This is a genomic window from Rahnella aceris (genome assembly GCF_011684115.1).
In the GTDB taxonomy this organism is placed as follows: domain Bacteria; phylum Pseudomonadota; class Gammaproteobacteria; order Enterobacterales; family Enterobacteriaceae; genus Rahnella; species Rahnella aceris.
Map to the genome: position 1 here is coordinate 539,231 of NZ_JAADJV010000002.1, position 26,439 is coordinate 565,669.

At 52.9% G+C, this 26,439-nt stretch carries 31 protein-coding genes; 14 read left to right on the forward strand and 17 right to left on the reverse strand.

Annotation, left to right across the window (positions count from 1 at the left end):
* Window positions 1-4: 4 nt before the first annotated feature.
* The 10 genes from kdsD to npr all read left to right on the forward strand — a co-directional run bounded on the left by kdsD (window position 5) and on the right by npr (window position 7,025).
* Window positions 5-991 carry an arabinose-5-phosphate isomerase KdsD gene (kdsD, locus tag GW591_RS14805; RefSeq protein WP_013577253.1) on the forward strand — a complete coding sequence of 329 codons (987 nt, stop codon included), beginning with the start codon at window positions 5-7 and terminating at the stop codon, window positions 989-991.
* Between the two features lie 16 nt (window positions 992-1,007).
* The gene (gene kdsC, locus GW591_RS14810; RefSeq protein ID WP_013577254.1) at window positions 1,008-1,574 is read left to right on the forward strand and encodes a 3-deoxy-manno-octulosonate-8-phosphatase KdsC; all 567 of its coding nucleotides are present in this window, start codon (window positions 1,008-1,010) and stop codon (window positions 1,572-1,574) included.
* Window positions 1,571-2,140, forward strand: coding sequence for an LPS export ABC transporter periplasmic protein LptC (lptC, locus tag GW591_RS14815; protein ID WP_013577255.1), 570 nt, complete (start codon window positions 1,571-1,573; stop codon window positions 2,138-2,140). Before kdsC ends, lptC begins: the two co-directional genes overlap by 4 nt.
* Complete coding sequence (gene lptA, locus GW591_RS14820) at window positions 2,118-2,675, forward strand: lipopolysaccharide ABC transporter substrate-binding protein LptA (RefSeq protein WP_013577256.1); 558 nt, start codon at window positions 2,118-2,120, stop codon at window positions 2,673-2,675. The genes lptC and lptA overlap by 23 nt, the downstream gene beginning before the upstream one ends.
* A gap of 6 nt (window positions 2,676-2,681) precedes the next feature.
* A complete protein-coding gene (gene lptB, locus GW591_RS14825; RefSeq protein ID WP_013577257.1) occupies window positions 2,682-3,407 on the forward strand; it encodes an LPS export ABC transporter ATP-binding protein in 726 nt (241 codons plus the stop codon).
* A 101-nt stretch (window positions 3,408-3,508) separates the two neighbouring features.
* Entirely contained in the window at window positions 3,509-4,942 is a 1,434-nt protein-coding gene (gene rpoN, locus GW591_RS14830) for an RNA polymerase factor sigma-54 (protein ID WP_013577258.1), read from the forward strand.
* 23 nt (window positions 4,943-4,965) lie between these two features.
* Entirely contained in the window at window positions 4,966-5,253 is a 288-nt protein-coding gene (gene hpf, locus GW591_RS14835) for a ribosome hibernation promoting factor (protein ID WP_013577259.1), read from the forward strand.
* A gap of 98 nt (window positions 5,254-5,351) precedes the next feature.
* Window positions 5,352-5,834, forward strand: coding sequence for a PTS IIA-like nitrogen regulatory protein PtsN (ptsN, locus tag GW591_RS14840; RefSeq protein WP_173362074.1), 483 nt, complete (start codon window positions 5,352-5,354; stop codon window positions 5,832-5,834).
* 67 nt (window positions 5,835-5,901) lie between these two features.
* Window positions 5,902-6,756, forward strand: coding sequence for an RNase adapter RapZ (gene rapZ / locus GW591_RS14845; protein ID WP_013577261.1), 855 nt, complete (start codon window positions 5,902-5,904; stop codon window positions 6,754-6,756).
* Window positions 6,753-7,025 carry a PTS phosphocarrier protein NPr gene (npr, locus tag GW591_RS14850; RefSeq protein ID WP_013577262.1) on the forward strand — a complete coding sequence of 91 codons (273 nt, stop codon included), beginning with the start codon at window positions 6,753-6,755 and terminating at the stop codon, window positions 7,023-7,025. Before rapZ ends, npr begins: the two co-directional genes overlap by 4 nt.
* Window positions 7,026-7,050: 25 nt before the next feature.
* On the opposite strand, the gene GW591_RS14855 is transcribed toward npr, so the two are convergent.
* The 9 genes from GW591_RS14855 to GW591_RS14895 all read right to left on the reverse strand — a co-directional run bounded on the left by GW591_RS14855 (window position 7,051) and on the right by GW591_RS14895 (window position 14,787).
* Complete coding sequence (locus GW591_RS14855) at window positions 7,051-8,970, reverse strand: BglG family transcription antiterminator (protein ID WP_013577263.1); 1,920 nt, start codon at window positions 8,968-8,970, stop codon at window positions 7,051-7,053.
* A 216-nt stretch (window positions 8,971-9,186) separates the two neighbouring features.
* Complete coding sequence (gene dagF / locus GW591_RS14860; RefSeq protein ID WP_119262140.1) at window positions 9,187-9,927, reverse strand: 2-dehydro-3-deoxy-phosphogluconate aldolase; 741 nt, start codon at window positions 9,925-9,927, stop codon at window positions 9,187-9,189.
* A complete protein-coding gene (locus tag GW591_RS14865) occupies window positions 9,924-11,051 on the reverse strand; it encodes a DgaE family pyridoxal phosphate-dependent ammonia lyase (protein WP_013577265.1) in 1,128 nt (375 codons plus the stop codon). The genes dagF and GW591_RS14865 overlap by 4 nt, the downstream gene beginning before the upstream one ends.
* Window positions 11,041-12,174, reverse strand: a complete 1,134-nt coding sequence (locus GW591_RS14870; protein WP_119262141.1) for an amidohydrolase/deacetylase family metallohydrolase — start codon at window positions 12,172-12,174, stop codon at window positions 11,041-11,043. Before GW591_RS14870 ends, GW591_RS14865 begins: the two co-directional genes overlap by 11 nt.
* 81 nt (window positions 12,175-12,255) lie before the next feature.
* Window positions 12,256-12,903 carry a DUF4310 family protein gene (locus GW591_RS14875; RefSeq protein WP_119262142.1) on the reverse strand — a complete coding sequence of 216 codons (648 nt, stop codon included), beginning with the start codon at window positions 12,901-12,903 and terminating at the stop codon, window positions 12,256-12,258.
* Between the two features lie 13 nt (window positions 12,904-12,916).
* The gene (locus tag GW591_RS14880; protein ID WP_037035026.1) at window positions 12,917-13,693 is read right to left on the reverse strand and encodes a DUF4311 domain-containing protein; all 777 of its coding nucleotides are present in this window, start codon (window positions 13,691-13,693) and stop codon (window positions 12,917-12,919) included.
* Between the two features lie 32 nt (window positions 13,694-13,725).
* A complete protein-coding gene (locus GW591_RS14885) occupies window positions 13,726-14,025 on the reverse strand; it encodes a DUF4312 family protein (RefSeq protein ID WP_037035025.1) in 300 nt (99 codons plus the stop codon).
* A complete protein-coding gene (locus GW591_RS14890; RefSeq protein WP_013577270.1) occupies window positions 14,025-14,390 on the reverse strand; it encodes an SFCGS family glycine-rich protein in 366 nt (121 codons plus the stop codon). Before GW591_RS14890 ends, GW591_RS14885 begins: the two co-directional genes overlap by 1 nt.
* A 46-nt stretch (window positions 14,391-14,436) precedes the next feature.
* Window positions 14,437-14,787 (reverse strand): PRD domain-containing protein, encoded by a 351-nt coding sequence (locus GW591_RS14895; protein WP_166860895.1) that lies wholly within the window; start codon window positions 14,785-14,787, stop codon window positions 14,437-14,439.
* Between the two features lie 399 nt (window positions 14,788-15,186).
* On the opposite strand from GW591_RS14895, the gene rnk reads away from it, so the two are divergent.
* Window positions 15,187-15,597 carry a nucleoside diphosphate kinase regulator gene (gene rnk / locus GW591_RS14900; RefSeq protein WP_013577272.1) on the forward strand — a complete coding sequence of 137 codons (411 nt, stop codon included), beginning with the start codon at window positions 15,187-15,189 and terminating at the stop codon, window positions 15,595-15,597.
* Between the two features lie 707 nt (window positions 15,598-16,304).
* Here the strand turns inward: rnk and cybC are convergent.
* Both cybC and pmbA read right to left on the reverse strand, forming a co-directional pair.
* Window positions 16,305-16,691: a cytochrome b562 gene (cybC, locus tag GW591_RS14905; protein WP_013577274.1), complete on the reverse strand. Its 387-nt coding sequence runs from the start codon at window positions 16,689-16,691 to the stop codon at window positions 16,305-16,307.
* Between the two features lie 147 nt (window positions 16,692-16,838).
* A complete protein-coding gene (pmbA, locus tag GW591_RS14910; RefSeq protein ID WP_015690526.1) occupies window positions 16,839-18,179 on the reverse strand; it encodes a metalloprotease PmbA in 1,341 nt (446 codons plus the stop codon).
* A 227-nt stretch (window positions 18,180-18,406) separates the two neighbouring features.
* On the opposite strand from pmbA, the gene yjgA reads away from it, so the two are divergent.
* Window positions 18,407-18,958, forward strand: a complete 552-nt coding sequence (gene yjgA / locus GW591_RS14915; protein WP_013577276.1) for a ribosome biogenesis factor YjgA — start codon at window positions 18,407-18,409, stop codon at window positions 18,956-18,958.
* 52 nt (window positions 18,959-19,010) lie between these two features.
* On the opposite strand, the gene GW591_RS14920 is transcribed toward yjgA, so the two are convergent.
* The 3 genes from GW591_RS14920 to GW591_RS14930 all read right to left on the reverse strand — a co-directional run bounded on the left by GW591_RS14920 (window position 19,011) and on the right by GW591_RS14930 (window position 21,294).
* Entirely contained in the window at window positions 19,011-19,304 is a 294-nt protein-coding gene (locus tag GW591_RS14920; protein WP_013577277.1) for a barstar family protein, read from the reverse strand.
* Between the two features lie 5 nt (window positions 19,305-19,309).
* A complete protein-coding gene (locus tag GW591_RS14925) occupies window positions 19,310-19,756 on the reverse strand; it encodes a ribonuclease domain-containing protein (RefSeq protein ID WP_013577278.1) in 447 nt (148 codons plus the stop codon).
* A 77-nt stretch (window positions 19,757-19,833) separates the two neighbouring features.
* Complete coding sequence (locus GW591_RS14930; RefSeq protein ID WP_013577279.1) at window positions 19,834-21,294, reverse strand: NAD-dependent succinate-semialdehyde dehydrogenase; 1,461 nt, start codon at window positions 21,292-21,294, stop codon at window positions 19,834-19,836.
* Window positions 21,295-21,479: 185 nt separating this feature from the next.
* Here GW591_RS14930 and GW591_RS14935 point away from each other — a divergent pair, with 185 nt between their 5' ends.
* Window positions 21,480-22,061 (forward strand): maltose acetyltransferase domain-containing protein, encoded by a 582-nt coding sequence (locus tag GW591_RS14935; protein ID WP_013577280.1) that lies wholly within the window; start codon window positions 21,480-21,482, stop codon window positions 22,059-22,061.
* A 7-nt stretch (window positions 22,062-22,068) separates the two neighbouring features.
* Here GW591_RS14935 and aaeB read toward each other — a convergent pair whose 3' ends face one another.
* Genes aaeB through aaeX form a run of 3 tightly spaced genes read right to left on the reverse strand, consistent with a single transcriptional unit; the run spans window position 22,069 to window position 25,184 of the window.
* Complete coding sequence (gene aaeB, locus GW591_RS14940) at window positions 22,069-24,027, reverse strand: p-hydroxybenzoic acid efflux pump subunit AaeB (RefSeq protein WP_013577281.1); 1,959 nt, start codon at window positions 24,025-24,027, stop codon at window positions 22,069-22,071.
* A 10-nt stretch (window positions 24,028-24,037) separates the two neighbouring features.
* Window positions 24,038-24,973, reverse strand: a complete 936-nt coding sequence (gene aaeA / locus GW591_RS14945) for a p-hydroxybenzoic acid efflux pump subunit AaeA (RefSeq protein WP_013577282.1) — start codon at window positions 24,971-24,973, stop codon at window positions 24,038-24,040.
* Window positions 24,974-24,980: 7 nt separating this feature from the next.
* Window positions 24,981-25,184 (reverse strand): p-hydroxybenzoic acid efflux pump operon protein AaeX, encoded by a 204-nt coding sequence (gene aaeX / locus GW591_RS14950; RefSeq protein WP_013577283.1) that lies wholly within the window; start codon window positions 25,182-25,184, stop codon window positions 24,981-24,983.
* A 273-nt stretch (window positions 25,185-25,457) separates the two neighbouring features.
* Between aaeX and aaeR the strand changes: the two genes are divergently transcribed.
* Window positions 25,458-26,396, forward strand: a complete 939-nt coding sequence (aaeR, locus tag GW591_RS14955; RefSeq protein ID WP_013577284.1) for an HTH-type transcriptional activator AaeR — start codon at window positions 25,458-25,460, stop codon at window positions 26,394-26,396.
* Window positions 26,397-26,439 lie beyond the last annotated feature (43 nt).

Consider the following 26,439-nt stretch of genomic DNA (forward strand, 5'->3'; position numbering starts at 1 on the left):
CACTATGGCTAACGATACCTTCGCCCCCGGTTTTGATTTTCAGGCCGTCGGACATGATGTGCTGAAAACAGAACGTGAAGGACTTGAGCAGTTAGATCAATACATTAACGGTGATTTTACCCGCGCCTGCGAAAAAATCTTCGCCTGCAATGGCAAAGTCGTCGTCATGGGCATGGGCAAATCTGGTCATATCGGCCGTAAGATGGCCGCCACCTTTGCCAGTACGGGCACACCGGCATTCTTTGTGCATCCCGGCGAAGCCAGCCACGGTGATCTGGGCATGGTATCGAAGCAGGATGTCGTCATTCTGATTTCCAACTCCGGCGAAGCCCATGAAATTCTGGGGCTGATACCGGTACTCAAACGTCTGGGCATTACGCTTATCTGCATGACGTCTAACCCCGAAAGCACGATGGGGAAAGCGGCAGATGTTCACCTTTGTGTAAAAGTGCCCAAAGAAGCCTGCCCGCTGGGTCTGGCACCGACCAGCAGCACCACGGCAGTGCTGGTGATGGGCGATGCACTGGCCGTCGCACTGCTTGAAGCACGCGGCTTCACACCGGAAGATTTCGCCCTGTCACATCCTGGCGGAGCACTGGGTCGCAAGCTGTTACTGCGCGTCAGCGATATCATGCACACCGGGGATGAAATTCCGCACGTCAGCCGTGAAGCTTCGTTGCGGGATGCGTTGCTGGAAATCACCCGAAAAAATCTGGGCATGACGGTTATCTGCAACGATTTGATGAAAATCGAAGGGATCTTTACCGATGGGGATTTACGACGCATCTTTGATATGGGCGTCAACATCAATACGGCATCGATTGCGGATGTGATGACGACAGGCGGTATCCGCGTGCGTCCTTCACTGCTGGCAGTTGATGCGCTGAATTTAATGCAGGACAAACACATCACTTGCGTGATGGTTGCTGATGGTGACCAGTTGCTGGGTGTGTTACATATGCACGATATGCTGCGCGCTGGCGTAGTTTAATTGAGGAATTCCCTGAATGAGTAATAGCGCAGCCCTGGTGGAAACCTGCTACGGTCCGGTCAGTGCGCAAGTGCTTGAACGGGCAAAAGCAATCCGCCTGCTGATTTGCGATGTCGATGGCGTTATGTCTGATGGCCTGATCTATATGGGAAATCAGGGAGAAGAGCTGAAAAGTTTCAACGTTCGCGACGGTTACGGTATCCGCTGCCTGCTGACATCCGATATCGAAGTCGCGATTATTACAGGCCGCAATGCGAAATTACTGGAAGATCGCGCTAAAACTCTGGGCATACGCCACTTGTATCAGGGGCAATCTGATAAGCTTTTGGCCTTCCGCGAACTGTTAGATACACTGTCTCTGCGGGCCGAAGAAGTGGCGTACATTGGTGATGACCTGATTGACTGGCCGGTGATGGCCGAAGTGGGTCTCTCTGTCGCGGTTCAGGATGCACATCCTGTTCTGTTACCGAAAGCGCATTATGTTACCCGTATCGCGGGTGGACGTGGTGCAGTACGCGAACTGTGTGATTTGATTCTGCTGGCGCAGGGTAAGCTGGAGGACGCCAAAGGGCTGTCGATATGAGTAAAGCAAAACTTTGGATTATTCTGGCGCTGACTGCCATCGTTCTGGTGCTGATTGGCTGGTCATTATCTGACAACAGCGATGATGTTCCGCAAGCGGTCAATGATCAGGATCCGACTTACCAGACGTCCCACACCGTTACGATGGTGTATGACCCGATGGGCAGCCTGACGTATAAACTGGTTTCAGACCAGGTAAAATATTACACCGCTGATCAGGTGTCATGGTTTACCAATCCGGTCGCGACCATGTATGACAAGAACAAAGTAGCCACCTGGGTATTGCGTTCTGATAAAGCGAAACTGACTCAGGATAAAATGCTCTATCTTTATGGGCATGTGCAGGCAGACAGCCTGACACCTGAGACATCACAGCTGCAAAGAATCAAAACGGACAATGCACGGGTTAACCTGACGACACAGGACGTTGCCTCAGACGATGAAGTGACGTTGTATGGTACAGGTTTTACATCTAACGGCATGAAAATGCGTGGTAATCTGCGTGACAAAACAGCAGAGCTGATCGAAAAGGTAACGACCTCTTATGAAATTCAAAGCAAAAAATAAAATCCGTGATCTCCTGATCGTCAGCTCATTGTTAGCCGTCAGCGTTCCGGCATTTGCCTTAAAAGACGATACAACGAAACCGATCACCATTGATTCAGCAAACCAGGCGCTCGACGTCAATACCAATACCGCGACCTTTACCGGCAATGTGGTCGTCAATCAGGGTACGATCCAGGTTAAAGCCGACAAAGTGGTCGTCATCCGCCCGCAGGGGGTTTCCGGTAAAGAAGTGGTAGAAGGTTACGGCAACCCGGTGACGTTCTACCAGATGCAGGATAACGGTAAGCCGATTAAAGGCCATGCACAGAAAGTCCGCTACGAAGTGGAAAATGACCTCGTCACGCTGACCGGCAACGCTTACCTTGAGCAACTGGACAGCAATGTGAAAGGCGACCGTATTACCTATCTGGTACAGAAACAGCAAATGGAAGCCTTTAGTGATAAAGGTAACCGTGTGACGACCGTTCTGGTACCTTCGCAGCTGCAACAAAAAACGCCTGCAGCGGGCGGCCAGCCGACCAAAAAGAGTAACTGATATTTTATGGCTAAATTAATCGCAGAGAATCTGGCAAAGGCATACAAAGGCCGTAAGGTCGTTGAAGATGTCAGTCTGATGGTCAACTCGGGTGAAATCGTCGGGTTATTAGGGCCAAACGGTGCGGGTAAAACCACCACCTTTTACATGGTCGTGGGCATCGTCCAGCGCGATGCGGGCCGCATTATCGTTGATGATGAAGACATCAGCCTGCTGCCGCTGCATACCCGCGCCCGTCGCGGTATTGGCTATCTTCCGCAGGAAGCCTCCATTTTCCGTCGTCTGAGCGTATTTGATAACCTGATGGCGGTGCTGCAGATCCGTGACGATCTGACCAAAGAACAGCGTAATGACCGCGCTAATGAATTAATGGAAGAGTTCCATATTTCTCATTTGCGCGATAACCTCGGTCAGTCACTGTCTGGTGGTGAACGCCGTCGTGTTGAAATTGCCCGTGCACTGGCAGCGAACCCTAAATTCATCCTGCTGGATGAACCGTTCGCCGGGGTTGACCCGATTTCCGTTATCGACATCAAAAAAATCATTGAGCATTTACGTGACAGCGGCCTCGGCGTACTGATCACTGACCATAACGTTCGCGAAACACTCGACGTTTGTGAACGCGCGTATATCGTCAGTCAGGGGAAATTGATCGCCCACGGCACGCCAGCCGACATTCTTGCTGATGAACAAGTTAAACGTGTTTATCTTGGTGAAGAATTCCGTCTGTGATCTGTGCCGCCGGAACCGTGCCTGTTTCAACCTACACTGAAACAGGCCGTCTCTGACAGAAGTGTTGCCGTTTTCACTCATCAACGGAATTAAGCCAAGATATGAAGCAAGGTTTGCAACTCAGACTCAGCCAACAACTGGCAATGACTCCTCAGTTACAACAGGCCATCCGCTTGTTGCAACTATCCACGCTTGAGCTCCAGCAGGAGATCCAACTCGCGCTGGAGAGCAACCCTCTGTTGGAACAAACCGACCTTCATGAAGAAATCGACTCGGTAGAAACCACCGACAGCGAAGGGTTAGACACCCGCGAGGCACTCGAGCAGAAAGACATGCCGGAAGAGTTGCCGCTGGACGCCACCTGGGATGAGATTTACACCGCAGGCACGCCGTCAGGCACCGGCAATGATTACAGCGACGATGAGCTACCGATTTACCAGGGCGAAACCACGCAGACACTTCAGGATTACCTGATGTGGCAGGTCGAGCTGACGCCGTTCTCTGATACCGATGCCGCGATTGCCACGTCAATCGTCGATGCAGTGGATGACACCGGTTACCTGACCGTCTCCCTTGACGACATTCTTGAAAGCGTCGGTGATGAAAATGTCACCATGGACGAAGTCGAAGCCGTACTTAAGCGCGTTCAGCGTTTTGATCCGGTGGGTGTCGCCGCCCGTGACCTGCGCGACTGCCTGCTGATCCAGCTTTCTCAATATGCGACTGACACGCCTTTCATCACTGAAGCCCGTCTTATCATCAGCGAACATCTCGATTTGCTGGCGAACCATGATTTCCGCGCACTTATGCGATCAACCCGGTTAAAAGAAGATACACTGAAAGGAGCGATGCTCCTGATCCAGTCTCTTGATCCGCGTCCGGGCCAGTCTATCAACACCGGCGAATCCGAATACGTGATCCCGGATGTGCTGGTGCGTAAAGTGTCAGGTGTCTGGGCGGTAGAACTCAATTCCGACAGCATTCCGCGTCTGAAGATTAACCAGCAGTACGCCGCGATGGGGAATTCCGCACGCAGCGACAGCGACGGGCAATTTATCCGCAGCAATCTGCAGGAAGCCAAGTGGTTAATCAAAAGCCTGGAAAGCCGTAACGACACGCTGTTGAAAGTGACGCGCTGCATCGTTGAGCAGCAGCAGGCGTTCTTTGAACTGGGTGAAGAATTTATGAAACCTATGGTACTGGCAGATATTGCCAGTGCCGTGGAAATGCACGAATCGACGATTTCACGTGTGACGACGCAGAAGTTCCTGCACAGCCCGCGTGGCATTTTCGAACTGAAGTATTTCTTCTCCAGCCATGTCAGTACAGACAGCGGTGGCGAGGCATCGTCAACCGCGATCCGGGCGCTGGTGAAGAAATTAATCGCAGCGGAGAATCCTGTAAAACCGCTCAGTGACAGTAAGTTAGCGACCCTGCTTTCCGATCAGGGAATTATGGTTGCGCGTCGGACTGTCGCCAAATACCGAGAGTCTTTGTCCATCCCGCCCTCAAACCAACGTAAACAGTTAGTTTGACCTCAACAGAGAAGGAAGACATTATGCAGCTCAACATTACCGGACATCACATTGAGATCACGGATCCCCTGAGAGAGTTCATCACGTCGAAGCTGGCTAAGCTTGAGCAGTATTTCGACAGGATTAATCAGGTGTATGTGGTGTTGAGCGTGGAAAAGGTGCAGAAAGTAGCGGAAGCCACTTTGCATGTGAACGGAGGCGAATTACATGCCACCTCGGAACATCAGGATATGTACGCAGCGATTGACGGACTGGTTGATAAACTGGCCCGACAGTTGAATAAACATAAAGACAAACTGAAACAGCACTGACATTCATGTAGCCAACCCTGTGCTACAAACCTTCGGGCATCGGCTTGTGACCTTCGGGAAACGAGCCGATATAGCTTTAAGGGTGAAACAGCGCAAAAGTGAAAGATGACATGATTAACGATACTGCAATGCAATTAACGTCGGTGCTTAATGCCGAATGCACCAAAAGCGGCGTTCATTGCGCCAGCAAAAAACGCGCACTGGAAATCATCAGTGAGTTGGCCGCCAAACAATTAAATTTGTCGCCGCAGGTGATTTTTGACGCCATTTTGACCCGTGAACGTATGGGGAGCACCGGGATCGGTGCCGGGATCGCCATCCCGCACGGTAAGCTGGAAGAAGACACTTTACGTGCCGTCGGCGTATTCATTCAGCTTGAACAACCGATTGCTTTTGACGCCATCGATAATCAGCCGGTAGATTTGCTTTTTGCCTTGCTGGTACCGGCAGATCAATGTAAAACCCATTTACATACATTATCTTTAGTCGCTAAGAAATTAGCTGATAAAACAGTGTGTCGCCGTCTGCGTGGCGCGCAAAGTGACGAAGAACTGTTCCAGATAATGACTGAAAACGAATAAATTGCTGATTCCCGGTACAGTGCCGGGAAAATGAATTCTGCACACTGAATGCCAGGGGAGTGACACCATGGTGCTGATGATTGTCAGCGGCCGTTCCGGTTCCGGGAAGTCGGTTGCCCTACGGGCACTAGAAGACATGGGTTTTTACTGTGTGGACAACCTGCCGGTGGTGTTATTGCCGCAGCTTGCCCAGACCCTTGTTGAACGTAATACATCAGCGGCCGTCAGCATTGACGTCCGTAACATGCCGGAAACACCGGAAGTTTATGAGTATGCGATGTCACAACTGCCGGAGAGCTTCTCACCGCAGTTGTTATTCCTTGATGCCGACCGCAATACTCTGATCCGCCGCTACAGCGACACCCGTCGTCTGCACCCGCTTTCCAGCAAAAATCTGTCCCTCGAAAGTGCCATTGATGAAGAAGCCGATCTGCTCGAACCACTGCGTTCGTCTGCGGATTTGATCATCGACACCTCCGAAATGTCCGTGCATGAACTGGCAGAAATGCTGCGTACCCGTCTGCTGGGTAAACGCGAGCGCGAACTGACGATGGTGTTCGAATCCTTCGGTTTCAAACACGGCATTCCGATTGATGCGGATTATGTTTTCGATGTGCGTTTTCTGCCAAACCCGCACTGGGATCCGAAACTGCGTCCGATGACAGGCCTTGATAAGCCGGTCGCGGCGTTCCTTGACCGTCATACTGAAGTGCACAACTTTATTTACCAGACCCGCAGCTACCTCGAACAATGGCTGCCGATGCTGGAAACGAACAACCGCAGCTATCTGACCGTCGCCATTGGCTGTACCGGCGGTAAACACCGTTCGGTCTATATCGCAGAGCAACTGGCCGACTATTTCCGTTCCCGCGGGAAAAATGTGCAATCCCGCCATCGCACGCTGGAAAAACGCAAATCATGACGGTGAAACAAACGGTAGAAATCAAAAACCGGTTGGGTATGCATGCCCGCCCGGCAATGAAGTTGTTTGAACTGGTGCAGAGCTTTGAATCAGAAGTGATGCTGCGCAACGACACGGGCATTGAAGCGGAAGCCAGCAGTGTCATCGCGCTGCTGATGCTCGATTCCCCGAAAGGTCAGAAAATCGAAATCGAAGCCACCGGCCCCGATGAAGAACAGGCATTGACGGCAGTGGTAAATCTGATTAATTCAGGTTTTGATGAAGACTGATAATTAACGCACTCTTTGAGCCGTATTAAATGCGGCTTAAACAGTCGATTGCAATGGCCTTGAAACTCTCAAAGTTTTCGCTGCTCAGCAGACGGCTCATTGAGCGTTCCCGCACAAACGTCACGAACAAATCGTAAATCGCCATCGCCTCTTCATAATCTGCCTTGCTGATTGCCAGCAGGAAAATCACGTGTGCTGTCTCCCCTTCTCCCCACGCAATGCCCTGCGGAGAGAGCAACGTTATCACCACGGTTTTCTTCGCCAGCAGCCCCAGCGAGTGCGGCAGCGCAATCCCTTCCCCCAGCATGGTCGAGACAATTTCCTCGCGCTCAACCACCGACGGATAAAACGCCTGATCGACGTAGCCTTCGGCTTCCAGCTGAGAGCACACATGGCGGAATAACTCCGCCTGCGTCATCGGTTCATCGATGATCATGAAGTGTTTTTCGTCGAAGAATTTTTCCAGCATATAAGGCCGGGTGCGATCAACCAGTACCAGCTTGCCAAGCTGCTCCATCTGGTATTCGGTCGGGAATGGCGACAGCACCACCACCGGTTTATTCTTCTCGCTGATGCGGGCGTTGGAGATGATGAAATCTTCGTCGATGTGTTCCAGTTGTTCGTAATCCCGCAACGTCACCACCTGTTTCATCACCAGCTGCGGATATTTGCGGCTAATCTGCGCCTGAATCATACGGATGGTCGAATTGCCGGTGTCGCATACCAGCATCACCTGCGGATGTCGCTGATAACCGATGTTGTAATGCCGCTCCAGCCCGACGCCGATATGCAGCACAAGAAACCCAATCTCGTTTTCACTCAGGGTGTACGGCGTGTATTTCCCCCAGCTCGACACCGCCGCCAGCGTGACGTCATACGCCATCGGGTAATGCTGTTTGATGTTGTTCAGCAGCGGGTTGGGGATATTAATCTGGTATTTCACCCGCGTAATCATGGTTTTGATATGCGTCAGCAGATCAGCGCGCAGCTGTTTATCACCTTGTAAATCATAACTATAGTGCGAATTGATATACGACAGGATGTAATCGACCAGCGATTCGTCATCGTCAGCATTAATGTCCGTTGGCAGGATTTGCTGCACGCGACGCGCGGCGATATTCACCCGCAGATAAGCTTCTTCAGAGGCCGGAATTTCCTTGCCCACCAGACTTTTCAGCTCCGCAGCCAGCCGCACAGAAACGTGTTTGACCGCCGGGTCACCGTCTTCAGCATCAAAATCAGTCAGCGGATAACCGCCGGCAATGCGTTTAATGGCCACCGCGCAATAGAGAATCAGATATTGTTCACCTTCGTCGGTCAGTTGAATAGAAGACTGCGTCAGAAGCTGATGCATAAAGCGCGTCAGCGGCACCAGCGCTTCCGACTCCAGGCTTTCCGCCTTCAGCAGCGGATTGGCCTGTTCTTCGGCATCGAGCTGGAACAACAAGTCGGTCAGGCAGGCGCGGATTGCCAGCTCCGCACCAAACAGCTTCATGCCATAGCGCGGCTTGGTTTCAATATTCAGATGATAGCGGGCCAGATGCTCCCTTACCTCAGCCATATCATTTTGCAGGGTTCCCCGGCTGACAAACCATTCATCAGCCAGATCTTCCAGCTTTAATGAAAAAGCTGAGGTCAAAAAGCGGATCAGCAGCGTCTTCACCCGCTCTGCGGCCGTACGCGGCGTCGGATTCGGTTTACGTTGTGTCGACTGCTGTAACGACGAGAACAGGCTCTGATCATCAACGCGCAGCTGATACCCGCTGCCACGGTTGTGTACGAAGGTCGCGCCATAGTCCGCGATGATTTCATTAAGCGCAGTGATATCCGCACGGACCGTCCGCGTCGACACCGACAGGCGTTTTGCCAGTTCATCCTGAGGCAGCGTTTCGGTTTGCAGCGCATCAAACAGTTGCGCCAGACGTTGATTGGGAAATCTCACCATTGTTCTTCCATATTATTCCGGCTACGGCGCGATCACCCTTTACGACGAACTGCCGACCGCCACAGAGTCATCGATAAACGCGGTTTGCCGTTTTCGGCAAATACCTTGAATCAGGTGATGTTATCGCTTCGTTGATTGATTGCGTAAATATATTTGCCATCCGGTAACAACATCAGTGTGCCCGGACGGCTTACCGCGCAGGAAAGGTCAGAACCTTCAGCCCACCAGCTTTTTGACGCTGGCCAGCAGGGTTTTCACATCGTCAGGACGGGTGTTACCGGTGGCGCTGTCGATAATCGAGCTGTAGATATGCGGGATGATTTTAGTGACGCCCGCCGCCAGCGCGATTTCCATAATCGGCTCGAAGTTTTCTAAATCGATACCGCCGGTCGGTTCCAGCCAGAAATCCTGTTCCGCACAGGCACGGGCCACGGCAGCGAATTCATCACGGGTTTTCAGGCCACCCATCGGGAAATATTTCACCGAGCTGCCGCCCATATCTTTCAGCAGCGCAATGGCGGTTTCCACCGGCACGATGGCGTCCGCAGAAGCAGAACTCAGCGGTCCGGTATTGATCTTCACAAAGCCGGGTTTACCGGTGGGTGAAATCAGACCGTTGACCACGCTGTCGTTTTGCCCAAGCATTCCACGGCTGGTACCGACGCCGGTAAAGACCTGATTGACGTGCTGCGGCTGAACCTGCGCTGAAATCTGGCTGACCATCAGAGACTGACGCGGATCGCCCGCGCCTAAACCGACAGACAACGCGTTTTCAATCAATGCGGCATACTCTTTCATGTCCGCCACCGCACTCGCGACGTCTGGATAATTTTTGGAAAGCACACCGACCAGTACATGACCTTCTGCCGCTTCATAGATATCACGGGCATTGTCTTTCGAGCCCGCCAGCACATTCAGGCACACGCGGTCACGATAGAAATTTGGGGTCAGCTTCATGCTTTGTCTCCGCTGAAAAGTTGTTTAAAACGTTGTGCGACGATGGTGAGCTGCGGCGGCGTCACGCTGCGCACATCGACTTCGATCTTGCCTTCGTTGGCGCGGTAGCCACGGAAATAAATCGCGATATCGCCGTTTTTCATGGCGTCCACAATGGCTTTGGTTTTCCAGCCCAGTACCGCTTCATCGAAAGTGATTTCCGTACGGGCGATATCACGTCCGGCGCTGTCCCAGACCACGCGTCCGGTAACACCGCTGATTTCATTCAGGCTGGCGATAAATGGCGTCATCTTGTCGACCATTTCCTGCCCGGTGGTTTTCGGCAAGGTGAGATAGCTTTCGATAGCCTGCGTCAGGCCAAGAATGCCTTCTTTGCCGACTTTCATCGCACGACCAATCCCGCCCGATTGCAGTTTTACCCATTCGACATACTGTTTTTTGCCGAGCACCAGCCCGCTGGTCGGCCCTTCGATGGCCTTCGCGCCACTGTAAATCACCAGATCCGCACCCATCTCGTAATAACAGGTCAGATCTTCTTCCGCGGCGGCATCGACGATCAGCGGCACATTGTGCTTACGCGCCACTTCAGCGGCTTCCGCAACCGACAAAATGCTTTTCTGCACTGAGTGGTGCGATTTTATGTACATGATTGCAGCGGTACGCGGGGTGATGCAGGCCGCGAGTTGTGCGGCAGAACATTCGTTGGCATAACCGGCTTCTACCACCTTGCCACCGCCCATCGTCACCATCGTCGCGACCGGTGCACCGAAATTCACGTTATGGCCTTTTGGCAGAACGATATCGTGCGGGATTTCCAGTGGCGCGGCGTGCAGGTTTTCCAGCAGCCAGGCGTCATCTTTGACGATCACCGCCGCCACAGATTGCGCGATCCCGGCAGAAGCGCAGGAAACCACCACCGCGTTTTCGACGTTTAGCAGTTTCGCGATGTAAGCGCCGGTTTTGTTCACCAGATCTTTCATCTCAAAGTAATGATTCAGACCGGTATTCACCACTGCTGCGACTTCTTCACGCGGCGTGGAAACGCCCAGCGCTGTCATACGACCGGAAGCATTAATGACTTGTTTTAACTGGTACTTTTCATACAGCGATTGTTCAGAAGACATGAGCAGATTTCCCTTCTTCGGTTAACAGAGTGACGCCCGCGACCACAGCGGCCAGAGGCACCAGCAAACTTTCGCCTTTCACGGACTGTCCTTCGGAATCGATAAACACCTGCGGCGCCTGACGGAGTTCGAACAGGGTCAGATCGGCGTCGGCACCGATTTGCAGACGACCTTTGGCAGGAAGACGCAGCGCATCAGCGGCATGCGATGTAACGCAATCAATCACCTGCGGCAATGTCAGGCCGACGCTGAAGAATTTCGACATCACCGTCGCCAGGCTGTGCACCGGCCCGTTGAGGCGATTGCGGCAATAAATATCGGAACTGATGGTGTGCGGCAAAATGCCCTGCTTAATGGCCAGCTCTGCCACTTCAAAGCTGAAACTCGCGGTGCCGTGACCGACATCCAGCAGCACGCCACGGCTGAGCGCCCGCTTAACGGAATCACGCAGCACGCCTTCCGGCGAGAGAATACGGTTCGGCTTGCCGTTATAGCAGTGGGTAATGATGTCGCCCGAGGTCAGTAAATCTGCGATTTCGTCGAGGTTCGGCGGGTTATTACCGATATGCACCATCAGGGGCAGGTCATCGTTTTCCTGCTGAATTTCTTTGGCGCGCACCAGTGGCTTAATGCCGTTCTGGCCGACCACACTGCTGCTCATGCGCGCTTTGATGCCAATGATAAAACCGGGATTTCGCGCGATGGCGTCACGCACGCCGACCTTGTCGATCTGGGTCATATCCGCCAGTTCGTTCTGCGTGACAATGCCGGTGCGGGCGATATTGAGAAACGCGTAGACGTTGGTTTTCGCCTCACGGGTAATCTGATAGAAATCGTCGACATCATTCGCGCCGGTACTGCCCGCATCGGCCACGGTGGTGACACCGCAGGCCACACCAATCAGATCGGCTTCGTCATGATAAATCGGCGATTTGGGGTAACAGTGAACATGGGAGTCGATCCATCCCGCGCTGGCGTAAACCTTGCCCTGAAGATCGAGAGTCTGGCGGGCGGTGGCACCGCAGGGCAACGTGCCAATGGCGGCGAATTTGCCGTCGCGGATTGCAATATCAGTCAGGCTGCCGTCTGCGCGTAATGCCTGCCGGATGATTAAGTCATACATACGACGTTCTCCATAATCTCGGGCGTCAGGAGTGTTCCTGACGCCCGTTTACTGCAGCTTTTCTTCTGTACTACTGCGTTCTTACAGTGAAACCGGGAAGACAGCGCCCAGCACCATTGCGCCGAGAATGGCACCACCGGTAATCGGTTTTTGCCACAGATAGAAACCCAGTGCGCCAATCAGCGAGCCCAGACCGATAGGAATCGATGCCGCCATCGCTGACAGGATAATCAACGGCCCGAGGAAGCGGCCGGAGGCATTACCCGCACCCATCATCACGTCAGCGCCGTAGGTAGAATTGCTCTGATTGATGGTGAATTTACGTGCCAGAATGATGATGTAACCGACGGCTAACCCGAGGATCAGGCCGGTTACCAGCGAGGCCGCGAAGTTCGCCACCGGGAAGATAATCCCCGCGCCGAGCAACAGTGCCGGGACGCCCAGGCCGATACCGGTCTGGATCGCACCACCGATATCGAGAATACCGACCAGCGAACCTTCGATGATGCGGGCAAACAGAAAGCTGGCACCGAAGGCCGCCACTGCGCCGTACACGCCGGTATCCATGCCGGAACGCAGCATTGATACAAACGCCACTTCGTTAAACGCACCGATGCCGTACAGGTAATACATGTGTGTCCCGGCGAAAACACCGGAAGACAGCAGTCCGACAAAAATCGGGAACGACCACTCGGCGTACCAGAAACCACGTTTGGCTTGTTCTTCCATTGTCATGTTCCTCTTACTTGCCGCTGAGTGAATTGTGAATGCCGTTCAGCCATGTCGGGACGTCCAGCATGAATGACTGCAACAGTTTGACGTCGAAGCCACGGAAGAAACCGCTGAGGACGAACAGCGCGATAATCGCCGCCATCATCACTTTGGTGACGTGGTTCCAGCCGCTTTCTTCGACGCCTTTACCGATCAGGATACCCAGCACCAGACCCGGTACGGCGTTACCCATGATCATCTGCGCCAGACCACCAAAAATAGTGGCCCAGAAACCGGAACGACGTCCTGCATCGATCGCCGCCAGCCAGAAAATCACCGGCATCACGGTGTTCACCAACAGGTTGGCCGCAGGCACCAGCACTTTGATTGCCGTGACCTGCAACGCCGCAGGCACCGCAGACGCAGTAGTGTTGAGGAAGGCGACCACAATCATGCCGATGATGCCGCCTGCAATCGCCATCTTGCGCGGGTCATGCATGGTTTCAGCCACATTGCGGTTTTTAAACATCAGGGCAGCGGTTGCCCAGTGGGGAATGATGCGGTGGTCAACGTCCTGGGTGAAAGAACCTGCCGCCACGGAAGAAGCCCAGGCGTTAAAGAAGAAGCCCAGACCAAATGAGAAATGCGAAGCCGGATCGCCTTCACAGGAGTTTAATTCCCCAAGCGTACGAAAAGCCCCCATTCCTTGCACGGTGGGTGCATGGAACATACGTGCGGCCCCCGCACCTACGCCCACGCCAACCAGTCCGCCGATAATAAGCGACTTAAATAAAATAATTAAAAACATCAGTATATCCTTGTCATTTATAGCTAACGTTTTTATTTCGTGACAAAAACTACCTGTTCCGTATTAATAACAGTCAGGTTGACGGTAATGTCTAACGCCACGTAATAACTCTTTCTTTCCCTGGCCAGAAAAAAGAACAGAAACTTTTCTCTTTTGACTGACTCTTCTGCCTTTATTATCCTGACGTCCTGCGGTTCTATACGCAGTAAGACATTATTGGCAGACGATTTGAGAACCGTTCTCTGAACCTGACTCAGTGCGGAAGAAAAGGCGGCAGCCTTATTTTCGCCCTTTCCTTCAACCCGAACTGTCGTGGTTAATTGTTGCTTCATTACGCCTGACCATACTTCTTGTTATAAGCTTCAACCAGACGCTGACCCAGTTCTTCTTTATCCATAAATCCGAACCCTAATACTAAACAGCCTTCGTTAATTGCCGTGACACCTTCATCCACTGAACGCATCCCGTACTTAGCTTTATATCCGTATTTGTTTTGAGCGGTAATCGCACCGGCACCGCCACTGCCGCAGAAAGAAATACCAAAGGTCGCACCTTCTGCTTTCATCACGTCACCGAGTTTCATATCTGCTGCCATACCCGGGACAACGATGGCTTTCCCGCCAGCCGCTTCCACGCCGGCTGCCACTTTCTGGCCTTTTCCTAAACGGTCACCGATCACCACTAATACTTGTCCCATCATTCACATCTCCGGATAATTAATTCGTTAAATTTTCAGTAAAAGGTTATTTAGGTTCGTTATCTCTTGCGACTTCTAAATGTACCGAGAGTAAATACGCTTCCTCAATCGGTAAGTTTCCAAACCAGCTGACCACGTCCTCTGCCATTTGCATGGACTCAGCAGAGATTTCATCAAATAAATCTTTTTCGACTTCAGGCAACGGCTCGCCGGTAATTGAGCGTAATACCATGGCTTTAACGTGTGACGTTAACATCTGCAACTGAACATCGGTGGTATAGATATTCTTCGCACTTTGCATCGCCTGAATATCCTTTAATACTTGCTCTGTTATCGCCGCAGCATCTTTCAATTCAATCCGCCCGGTCCCATTCACAGATGCGCTTGCGTTATTCACTCGCGATTACCTCTCTCCTTGCCTGACTCACTATTTTCAGCCATTTATTTCGTCTGTCTTTACCCTAACCCCGCGCAGATTTCCTGTGTAGAGGATCTTTTTCCAGTTCGAAGTGGAAATACGGTGCGCTGAGCAGATCCAATTCGCAAAACGAAAAGTTAAGTCGTTATATCACTGAATATTTCGGTTTGTAGCAGCGTATTTCACTGGTAATCGGAATTTTCGCAATGCGGATTAATTACCTCGCAATGCTTTCATTTCTGCTTAAGAATGCCTAGTATCAAAGAACACACGCAAATTCCCGACACCCCCGCGCTTACCCGCGGGGGTGTTATTTTTTGCCGACCGGCACCCCACCCGCATGAAGCGGGTGATGCAAAAGGAACCACGGAGAATGTTATGAGTAAACCGATACTGATCATCAACGAACTTGACGCAGAACGCCTGGATACACTGCTGGCACAACCGGCCTTTGCCAACACCCCGGTCGCCGATGCACTGAACGAAGAGTTAGATCGCGCAGAGATTTTGCCGCCCGAGCAAATCCCCGCCGACGTGGTCACGATGAACAGCAAGGTGCGCTTTACAGAAGGTAAAGACGGCGAAGAACATATCCGCACGCTGGTGTATCCCGCAGCGCTAAAAGACAGTAAAGAACAGCTGTCCGTGATGGCCCCGCTGGGAGCTGCCTTGCTGGGGCTGCGCACAGGCGGAAGTATCACGTGGGAAATGCCGAATGGCGAGAACAGCCGGATTGAAGTGCTGGAACTGTTGTATCAGCCGGAGGCGGCGGGGGAATTGCGTCGTTAAGGGTTTTCTTTTGCAGAGGCCGCTGCAATGGCGGCTTTACTTAAGAATGAGAAAATTTCGGTTTCTCACCTGCGGGAGCCGCTGCACGGCGGCTTTACTTGAGAATGAGAAAGTTTCGGTTTCTCACCTGCGGTGATCGCTTAACGCGCAGCGCCGAAACCGCCCAAGAGGGAGAAGTGCTTTCTCCCTCTTGGATCTCCCTCCGCTTTTTACTGCGCGCTGTCGCTGGCACAACGGACATGTTCTGCTGCATCGGTGAGTGGCGCAAAATGTCATCGCTGCGCGATTCCCTCATTTCAGGCTTCGAGCCATAGGTCTCGAGCCGTTCATTCGGTGCCATTTTTGAGCACGCCAATAAACCTATCTAGAAGATACAAATAATCTGCCGTTGAATTTAAGATCCTGCGGGCGATTCAGAAATCTTGCTGAGTGAGAGGTTGCAGACCTTAGGCTGCAATCCCGAAAGGAAGGCACCGCGCAGCGGCAAGATTTCCAGCCTGTCGCGGTGGTACCTGAAACAGAGCCAGCGAGCGAAGCGCGCAGTTTAAGACGTGGAGATTCCAAAGAGGGCTCGTCTTAGCCCTCTTTGGTCGGTTTCGGCGCGAGAGGCCGTCTGATCACCGCGATTGAGAAACCGAAATTTTCACCGCTTTCAGCACTCTCAGCACTCTCAGCATTGAGAAGCCGCTCAGGCAGCGGCCATCTGCCTACTTAAACTTCTTATGATTCTCGTTACGCGTAGCCTTAAACCCTTCGGCTTCTTTCTTCGCTTCATCCACTTTGCCTGCTTTGGCTAAAGCGGAAGCTTTATCAATCTGGCCGATCAGCGTATCCAGCCCTTTGTGGTAATCCTGCATTTCAGGGCTGTCCGGCGCTTTGCCTTTCAGTTTCGGTGGTGTGGCTTTTTTCGCGTCCTCGGCAGCCGCTTTCATGTTTGCCAGACCGGTGGTCAGTTCGGCCTGATCGCTGGTTTTCAACACCTTGCCGTAGTTATCAGCAATTGTATCCATGTCCGTTTCTAAATCTGCTGCCAGTGCTGCCGTGCTGCTGCCGAGCATGGCTATCACCGCTAACGCCATCAGTTGTTTACGCATGAACTTTCTCTCTATTGTTATTTGTTTATTAGATAAAACGACATTGCTTGTAAGGCTTTATAAAAATAGGCTGAGAGAGAGAAAAACGGGATGAATTTTTTGTAAAGAATTAAAGCAGCGATCGGGCGACCGCTGCTTTAAGGAGGGTTATTCGCCAGCGATTTTCATTGCCGGTAACAGCACGGAACCGCACTGGATATTGCTGCGGGTTTCGATGTCGCTGCCAATGGCGACCATATTGCGCCACATGTCTTTCAGATTACCGGCAATAGTGATTTCGCTTACCGGATACTGGATCTCGCCATTCTCGACCCAGAAACCTGCCGCGCCACGGGAGTAATCGCCGGTAACGCCACTGACGCCCTGCCCCATCAGTTCGGTGACGACCAGGCCTTTATCGAGCTTACGCAGCATTCCGGCGAAATCATCGCCCTGACCGGCGATGCGCCAGTTGTGAATGCCGCCCGCGTGACCGGTGGTTTGCAGACCGAGCTTACGCGCGGAATAGCAGGTCATCAGCCAGTTTTGCAGCACGCCGTCTTTGACGATATCACGACGCTCGGTGCGCACACCTTCGCTGTCGAATGGCGTGGAAGCCAGCCCCTGCAACAGGTGCGGATGTTCTTCAATGGTCAGCCACTCCGGCAAAATTTGCTTGCCGAGGCTGTCGAGCAGGAAAGACGATTTACGGTAAATGCTGCCACCGCTGATCGCCCCCACCAGATGCCCGAACAGGCCGGTCGCGACTTCAGAAGCGAACAATACCGGAGCCTGCATGGTCGGTAATTTGCGCGGCGCCAGACGTGACAAGGTGCGGCGGGCGCACTCTGCGCCGACCCATTCGGGGTCTTTCAGATCGCTCATTTTACGGGCGATGGAGTAGGCGTAATCGCGCTCCATGTCGCCTTCGTGTTCGGCAATCACTGAGGCGGAAATCGAATGACGCGTCGAGCAATAGCTTTGCAACATGCCGTGGCTGTTACCGAAAACGCGGATACCGTAATGGCTGTTGAAACTGCCACCTTCGGTATTGGTGATACGCTTGTCAGCCTGCAACGCCGCCTGTTCAGCACGTGCGGCCAGTTCGATGCTGCGATCCGGATCCAGCTCTTCCGGGTGGAATAAATCCAGGTCCGGTGCATCGAACGCCAGCATCTCTTTATCGGCCACGCCCGCGAACGGATCCGGCGACGTGTAACGGGCAATATCCAGCGCCGCCTGCACGGTGCGGGAAATAGCGTCCGGGCTTAAATCGGTGGAAGACGCACTGCCTTTACGGTTCTGATAATAAACGGTGATGCCCAGTGCGCCGTCGCTGTTGAATTCCACATTCTCGACTTCGCCAAAACGGGTGCTGACGCCGATACCGGTGGTTTTGCTGACCGCCACTTCTGCAGCATCTGAACCGGCTTTCGCCAGTTCCAGTGCCTGAGATACGGCCTGTTCCAGAGTCTTACGCTGCTGCGCTACTTGATTCACTACGTTCATCGGCATGCCATCGCTTATGAGATAAAAGGGATTGTTCTACACTGATATACAGAAAGTCTTATCTTTGAGTCTAACAGAGACTCGCCACAATTTCGCATTCACTCCGGCGTTGTTATGCCCAAAGTTGCAACAGAACATGGATGTATGCGGCATAACCCTGCATAATGCCGCCAAAGCAATAAAGCACAATCAAACTGACAGGATTACCTCGTTAAGAGGAAGCGCCCATGACAAAGAAAATTGACGACTGGCACGACGACGTTCCCGAAACCAACGAGAACGAAGATGATGAAGAAATCATCTGGGTCAGTAAAAGTGAAATTAAACGTGACGCCGAGGCGCTGAAAGATCTCGGTGCAGAAATGGTTGAACTGGGTAAAAACTCGCTGGACAAACTGCCTCTGGACGACGATCTGCGCGCAGCGATCGACTTAGCGCAGAAGATCAAGAAAGAAGGCCGCCGCCGCCAGTTACAGCTGATTGGTAAAATGCTGCGTTCCCGCGATGTTGAACCGATCCAGACCGCGCTGGATAAGCTGAAAAACCGCCATAACCAGCAGATTTCGCTGTTCCATAAACTGGAAATGCTGCGTGACCGTCTGGTTGAAGAAGGTGATGATGCGATCCCGCCGGTACTGGAGTTGTATCCTGAAGCCGATCGCCAGCAACTGCGCGCACTGATCCGTAACGCACAGAAAGAGAAAGCCACTAACAAGCCGCCGAAATCTTACCGCCAGATTTTTCAGTATCTGCGCGAACTGGCTGAAGGTCAGGAATAAAAAAACAAAAACCCGCCTTTTTACTTAACAGAAAATGGCGGGTTTTTTCTTTTCAGCCTTTAGCCTTTACTGCGGGTTTCTCCAGCAGATTCAGCCGCAACTCGCCTTCCAGTTCTTCCTCCGCTTCTTCAAACAACAGAATCAGCGCGCCGAAACGGCGTTTACGGCTGGCATTCAGATTAATGAAATCTATCTCAACCGGCAGTGCAATCCCGCCCGTTACCTCATCCCAGAGTGCGTCCAGATTCGCGCCGAAGCTGTCAGTCAGTGCAAACTGACGGACAAACTCGCGGTAGAATGCGGGTAAATCCGGGATGTGATTAAAATCGAAGCTCACTTTATTCATCGACATCACTCCACCCGAACGAAGTTCTGATAATGGTCTTTACTGACATAAATCAGCCCGTCGCTGGCAAACAACACGCGGTCAGCACCGCGACGCCCGCAGCGATAGTTAATATCCGCTTCGCGCCACACCCTTTTGTACGCCGAAGGCAAACGTCCTTCCCGGTTTGAGAAGCGGTCACCACCGATGGCTTTGCCCGGCAATACATCACATAAATTCCCGGAACGGGCATCCCAGCCGGCTTCCCGCGCCTTTTTCTTGGTGATGTAATTTTCAGGCAATTTATGGTTCTGGCGTAAATAGCCGATCACCGTTTGTTCATCGGTGCCCGGAACTATTGTGCCCTGATTATATGTCGTTTTCGCGACAACCTGCCCCGCGACACCGCACAGCCCGAAAAACACGGCGGCCATCATCAGATTGCGCACACACCGCCCGTTAAATGCCTTCATTGACGTCCTTTGTGTTGAGCCGGAATGAAACTGTTTCTGTTTATTGTTTCTTAAAAAGTAACTTCTGGAAAGCTGACTTAAAGATTCCCTAAATGCAGCGTTTTCACCTGCAAATATTCTTCCAGCCCCAGCACCGAACCTTCACGCCCCAGGCCGGATTCTTTTACGCCGCCAAATGGCGCGGCTTCGTTGGAAATCGCACATTCATTAATGCCAATCATCCCGCTCTCAATAGCATCCGCGACCCGGAAAATACGTTGAAGATTCTGGCTATAGAAATACGCTGCCAGCCCGAAAGGTGTGTCGTTGGCGCGTTTAATCACTTCCTCTTCCGTTTTGAAACGGAAACAGGCCGCCAGCGGACCGAAGGTTTCTTCATGCGCCACTTTCATGTCATCAGTGGCATCAATAATGACCGTCGGCTGGAAGAAGTTGCCACCGAGTTTGTGGCGCTGTCCGCCCTCCATCAGGCGTCCACCTTTCTCCAGCGCGTCCTTGACGTGCTCTTCAACTTTCTCCAGTCCTTTGATATCAATCAGCGGCCCGACAATGACGCCTTCATCCATGCCGTTGCCGACTTTCAGCTTGCGTACTTCTTCCACCAGCCGTGAGGTAAACGCCTCGTACACGCCCTCCTGCACATAAATACGATTGATGCACACGCAGACCTGGCCGGTATTGCGGAATTTACAAGTGATCGCGCCCTTCACCGCCGCCTCAATGTCGGCATCGTCAAACACGATATACGGCGCATTGCCACCCAGTTCCATCGACACCTTTTTCATGGTGTCGGCGCTGTTACGCACCAGCGTTTTGCCGATTTCCGTCGAGCCGGTAAAGGAGACTTTACGTACCGCATTGCTGGTCATAATCACGTCGCTGATGGCACCGGTGTCACCGGCCACGCCATTGATCACACCGTCCGGAACCCCGGCATCCTGCGCCAGTTGCAACAAGGCGAAAGCCGACAGCGGCGTGTTACTGGCCGGTTTGATGAGACCGGTACAGCCTGCCGCCAGCGCCGGCCCCAGTTTACGGGTGAGCATCGCCAGCGGGAAATTCCACGGCGTGATGGCCGCCACCACGCCGACCGGTTCGCGGGTCGCCAGAATGCGTGAGCCGGATTTGGCCGGAGGAATGATTTCTCCGTTAGCGCGTTTGGCTTCTTCGCTGAACCATTGCAGGTAGCTGGCGGCGTAATCGACTTCGCCCAGTGCCTCTTTCAGCGGTTTGCCCTGCTCGGCAACCATCAGCTCGCCCAGAAACTGTTTATTTTCCAGCATCAGTTCATACCAGCGATGCAAGATTTCAGAACGCGCTTTCGCAGTGGTTTTGCGCCATTCGGGGAATGCGTCACTGGCTGCCTTCACCGCGGCTTCTGTTTCTGCTTTACCGGCTTTGGCGACTTTGGCGACCACATCGCCGGTTGCCGGATCCAGCACATCAAAGGTTTCTTTGGCTTTAAGCCATTTACCACCGGCAAAATAGCCGGTCTTAAATAATGGATGCGTGGAGAGTTTATGAGGTTGGGCTGACATGAGGATCCTCCTGATTTATGCCGTTTTAAGCGATCTATCAGGTAAGTATAGCGGCTTGAGCAGAAGCGTCTGTCAGACAGCACTGAGAGACACAGATCGCAAAGTGAATTGTCATACGTTCACAGTTTCCGCATCCCTCAGTAAACTGCGGTGAACCCCACCCCATTTTTACAAAGGAAGAAGGCATGTCGACGCGCGAAAAAATGAATATCGGTGAACTTTATACAGACATGGACGAAGGATTGCCGGAGGAACGCGGTGCCGGAAAAGAGCGGGTGTATGATTTCAATCTCACGCGCCCTTCTGAAGAGGCAAAGCGCCTGCAATTGCTCAGAAGTATTATGGGCAGTCTGGGGGAGTCCTGCTGGATTGAGCCGCCGCTGCGCGTCGCGTATGGCACCCATATTCATATCGGCAACCACTTTTACGCTAACTTCAATCTCACGGTGGTGGATGACGCCACCGTGACCATTGGCAATAACGTGATGATCGCACCGAACGTCACGCTCGCCACCGCCGGACATCCCATCGATCCTGACATCCGCATCACCGGACAGCAATTCTCGCTGCCGATTGTCATTGAAGATAATGTCTGGCTGGGCACCGGCGTGATAGTCAATCCGGGTGTGACGATTGGACGTAACAGCGTGATTGGGGCTGGCAGTGTGGTGACCAAATCCATTCCCCCGGATGTGGTCGCGGCAGGTGTACCCTGCCGCGTATTACGTCCGATCACCGCCAGCGACCGTGAGGCTTTCCTGAAATAGCCGCCGGTCAGGCCAGGAACGCGTGCTGATAACGTTGCAGCATGTCAGTGAGGCGCCTTACCGGCTCGGTCACTTTCAGTGGTGCGTCGTACTCGACCAGTTTCTCCTGATACTCACCCAGCTCTTTCAGTAACCGCTGATAATAATAGGTGCGCTTGCCTTCACCTGAAGCAGAGACCACGTGATCGGCCGTATTACGGATTTTCTTGTGGAATGCCGACAGCTCATCATTCACCGGCACTTCTGCCAGTTTCATGCGCTGGTGCGCGATAATCAGCATCAGCGCCAGACGGTATTTACCAATATCGTTCGGGAACATCACCAGCAACTGGTTCAGCTGATGATAAAGCGCCGGAAGATGGTTTTCACGACGCCGGTACGCTTTGGTGGTCAGCGCCGATACCGCGCTGCTCATAAAGCGGTTAAGCAGCGTACGCCCGGTTTTCTCGCGAGACTTGTCGCGCACAATCAGCAACACCGCCATCGCGATCACCGTACCGATCGCCTGCCCCATCGCGTTATCCAGAAACGACGTGACGTTAAAAACCATCGGATTGCTGAGCACCAGAATATTAATGGTGCCCGCCAGCAATCCGAGCATACCGAGACGGCGCTTGGTCACTTCGATACCGATAAAGAAGGTGAAGATCCCCAGCATCAGACACAGCAGGAACAGGCTCTGCTGCGTTGCGGGCATGATCAGCATAAACATCATCGAGCCGACCGGAATCGCCAGCAACATGCCGATAATGAAATCCATCGCCATGCCTTTCGGGTTCGGCGTACGCATTGCCAGCGAAGTCACCACTGCGATGATAATCACGCAACCACTGGCTGAGGTCCAGCCGGTCCACAGCCACATCAGGCAGCCGATGGTTGTCGCCGTGAAGGTTCTCAGGCCGTTGACCAGCGCATGGTGACGTTCTGCTGAAACAGGCCGCACCACCACTTCGCCATCGAGCACCCCGCTTTCAATGGCGCTGATACTGCTGTTGGTCTGGATGCCTTTCATCAGCAACAGCGCACGGGTTCCGGCGCCGGTCCAGGCGCTGACCGTCATCAGTACGTTGTCGCTGTGCATGCCGGTAATCATCTGGCGTAATTGTTTCAGTCTGCGATGCACATCCGCCACGTTTTCAGCGGGTTCAGCAAACAATGCTTTCAGTTCAGGCGAGACCCGTTCCGGAGAGCTTTGCATAATCAGATAGGTTTCGCACGCCTGGGTGATCATGCTCAGCGAGGTGCTGTGCAGCGCTTTCAGGCGCCGATTACACCGCTGCCAGCGCGACGACTCCATCATCAGACTACCGCGCATCCCGTTCAGCGCGGTCGTGCTTTTCACCAGGTTATTCCAGGACTTATCGATTTCTTCCTTCGTCCCGCTATTCACGCAAATCCGCATCAGCGCAAACTGATCCAACATCAGCTGACTGACGGCACGGTCAATATCTTTTTTGATGGAACGGGGGGAGAACAACAGGTCAGCGACGATAGCGCAACAAATCCCGATAACGATTTCACTGCAACGCTCAACCGCAAACTGCGGAGTTTGCAAAGGCGAGCTGGCGGAAGTCACCACGATAATCAGCGCGGTATAACCAGCCAGACCCAGCGCATACGAGTTCTCGATACGAACCAGCGACGACCACCAGGTGCACACGCCCGCCCAGATGCAGCATAACAGCAGCATAACGACCGGTGCGCGGGCGGTAGCAATCACGATCACCAGCGCCGCGATACAGCCGATAAAGGTGCCGATAACCCGCAGAAAACCACGATGACGAATAGCACCGGCAAAGGGTTCGCCACCCGCCGCCAGCGCAGGTCCCGACGTTACGATCGCGGCAGTCATGGCCGACCAGCGCGGGGTTTCGAGTTGCAGATAGAACCCGAGAACCAGTGCGCCGAGGATCGCGAACGTCAGCTTGCAGGCAAAACGTACGCGCGGGATAAGTACGCTATTCATCTTTCCGGCCTTAACCAAACTCTCTCAGACGGTGCAGGAGGCGAAGGAACGGGGATCCTTCATCTTGTTTACGGTCATGGCTGCCGGTAATCACGACCGTCGCCGTGGTACCTGCCGGATAAGGATGTTGCTGGTCTTTGTCATCAAGCAGGATTTTCACTGGCACACGCTGTGCCAGACGCACCCATTCAAGGTTGCTGTCGATGGTCGCCAGACCGTTGGTCGCCGCAGAAGAGGAGCTGTTCGTCACCGCCGCCGCTACGCTGTCGACCGTACCGTGCATAATACGGTTGCTGCCGAGCGGCGTGATTTCCGCACGATCCCCTTTTTTCAGCCCCGGCAGTTTGGTTTCTTCCAGATACGCCAGAATGTAGAAGGAATTTTTCTTCACCAGCGCCACGGCAGTCGAACCCCGGTTAATGTAGTTGCCCGGATGAACGGTCAGGTTAGTTACCCAGCCATCAGCAGGTGCGACAACCACGGTCCGTTCCAGATCCAGCACCGCCAGATCCCGTGCAGCCTGCGCTTTCGCCAGCTGATGTTCAGCGGTTTGCAGCACGTTATTGGCCTGATCGATTTCTTCCTGCGACATGGCCTGTACGCCCAGTTTCACACGACGTCCGGCCTCGCGCTTTTTCTCAGAAGCCAGCGCCTGGTAATACGCGACGTCAGCACTCGCTTCGTCCAGCGCCTGCTGGTAGCGCGGCTGGTCAATTTTGAACAGTACCTGGCCTTTTTTCACCAGTTGGTTATCCGTTACTGGCACATCGGTAATCAGACCGGTGACATCGGGCGCGATGGACACAACGTCAGCGGTAAACTTGGCATCACGGGTCCATGGAGATTCTGTATAGAACGCCCAGGCTTTGAAGATTGCGATGACAGCCAGCACGACAAGAATCAACGTTATTGTGTAACGTATTATTTTTATGGAGAAATTTTTCACAACGCCCTCAGACGAACATGCAGGAGATCAGGTAGAAAAGACAGCAGTACAACGCTGTGTTGAACAATGCCGGGTGCCAGACAAAATCATAAATTCCGGTGGGTTGCAATATGCGCCGCAGCAGGAAAAACACCACCAGCGCCAACAATATTTCAAAAAACACCGGAGGAAACGACAATCCGAAAATCACCATTACCGGAAGCAAACTCATCAAAAATTCCTTACATTATTACGACGGACAAACACATATCGTCCCGCGCACGCATTATTCGTTATTTTAGGCAACGGCACGCGACCCCGGAGAAAATAATTCAACGGGAGCAGAGCAATGAAGCTGCAGAGTTGCCAGGGAAGTGTGCGAAGGTAAGCATGATGTCAGGAAAACTGAAACCTGAGCTTTATCGCCCGGAAGGGTATATTAGCGTGCTTATTATCAACAGATCAACGTTCTGTGATCTAAATCACTTTTAAGCCAGAGTTAACAATGGACCGATTAAAACGCATGTCGATCTTTGCTCAGGTCGTGGAAAGCGGCTCCTTCACGGCGGCCGCACGACGCCTCGACATGAGCGTTTCTGCCATCAGCCAGACGATTTCAAAGCTGGAAAATGACTTACAAATCAAATTACTAAACCGTAGCACCCGCAGCATCGGCCTGACAGAAGCCGGTAAACTCTATTATCAGGGTTGCCGGAAAATGTTGCACGACGTACGTGAAGTGCATGAACAATTGTATGCCTTCAACAACACCCCGACCGGAACATTACGCATCGGCAGTTCATCGACGATGGCACAAAATGTTCTTGCCGCGATGACTGCGGAAATGCTCACCGAATACCCCGGTCTGACGGTGAATCTGGTGACTGGCATTCCGGCACCAGACCTGATCGCTGACGGACTGGACGTGGTGATCCGCGTCGGCGCGTTGCAGGATTCCAGCCTGTTCTGCACCCGCTTAGGCTCAATGCCGATGGTGGTGTGTGCGGCGCGCAGTTATCTGGCACAACACGGCACGCCGGAGAAACCCGCCGATATGGTGAATTTCTCCTGGCTGGAATACAGCGTCCGCCCGGACAGTGAATTTGAACTGATCGCCCCCGAAGGTGTTTCAACCCGTATTACACCGCAAGGCCGCTTCGTGACTAACGACTCGCAGACCATGATCCGCTGGCTGAAAGCCGGTGTCGGTATCGCGTATGTTCCGCTGATGTGGGTGATTGAGGAGATTAATGCCGGTGAGGTGGAGATTCTGTTCAGGCGCTATCAGTCCGATCCGCGCCCGGTTTACGCGCTGTATACTGAAAAGGACAAACTGCCGCTGAAAGTGCAGGTCTGTATTGATTATCTGACGGATTATTTCAAACGGGTAAGCAAGGTGTATCAGGGATACCGGCAGGGCAAGAAAGTGACTCAGTGGAATTGAGTTCGTATCAAACCAAAAACCCACCTGACCTCCCCTTGTGAAA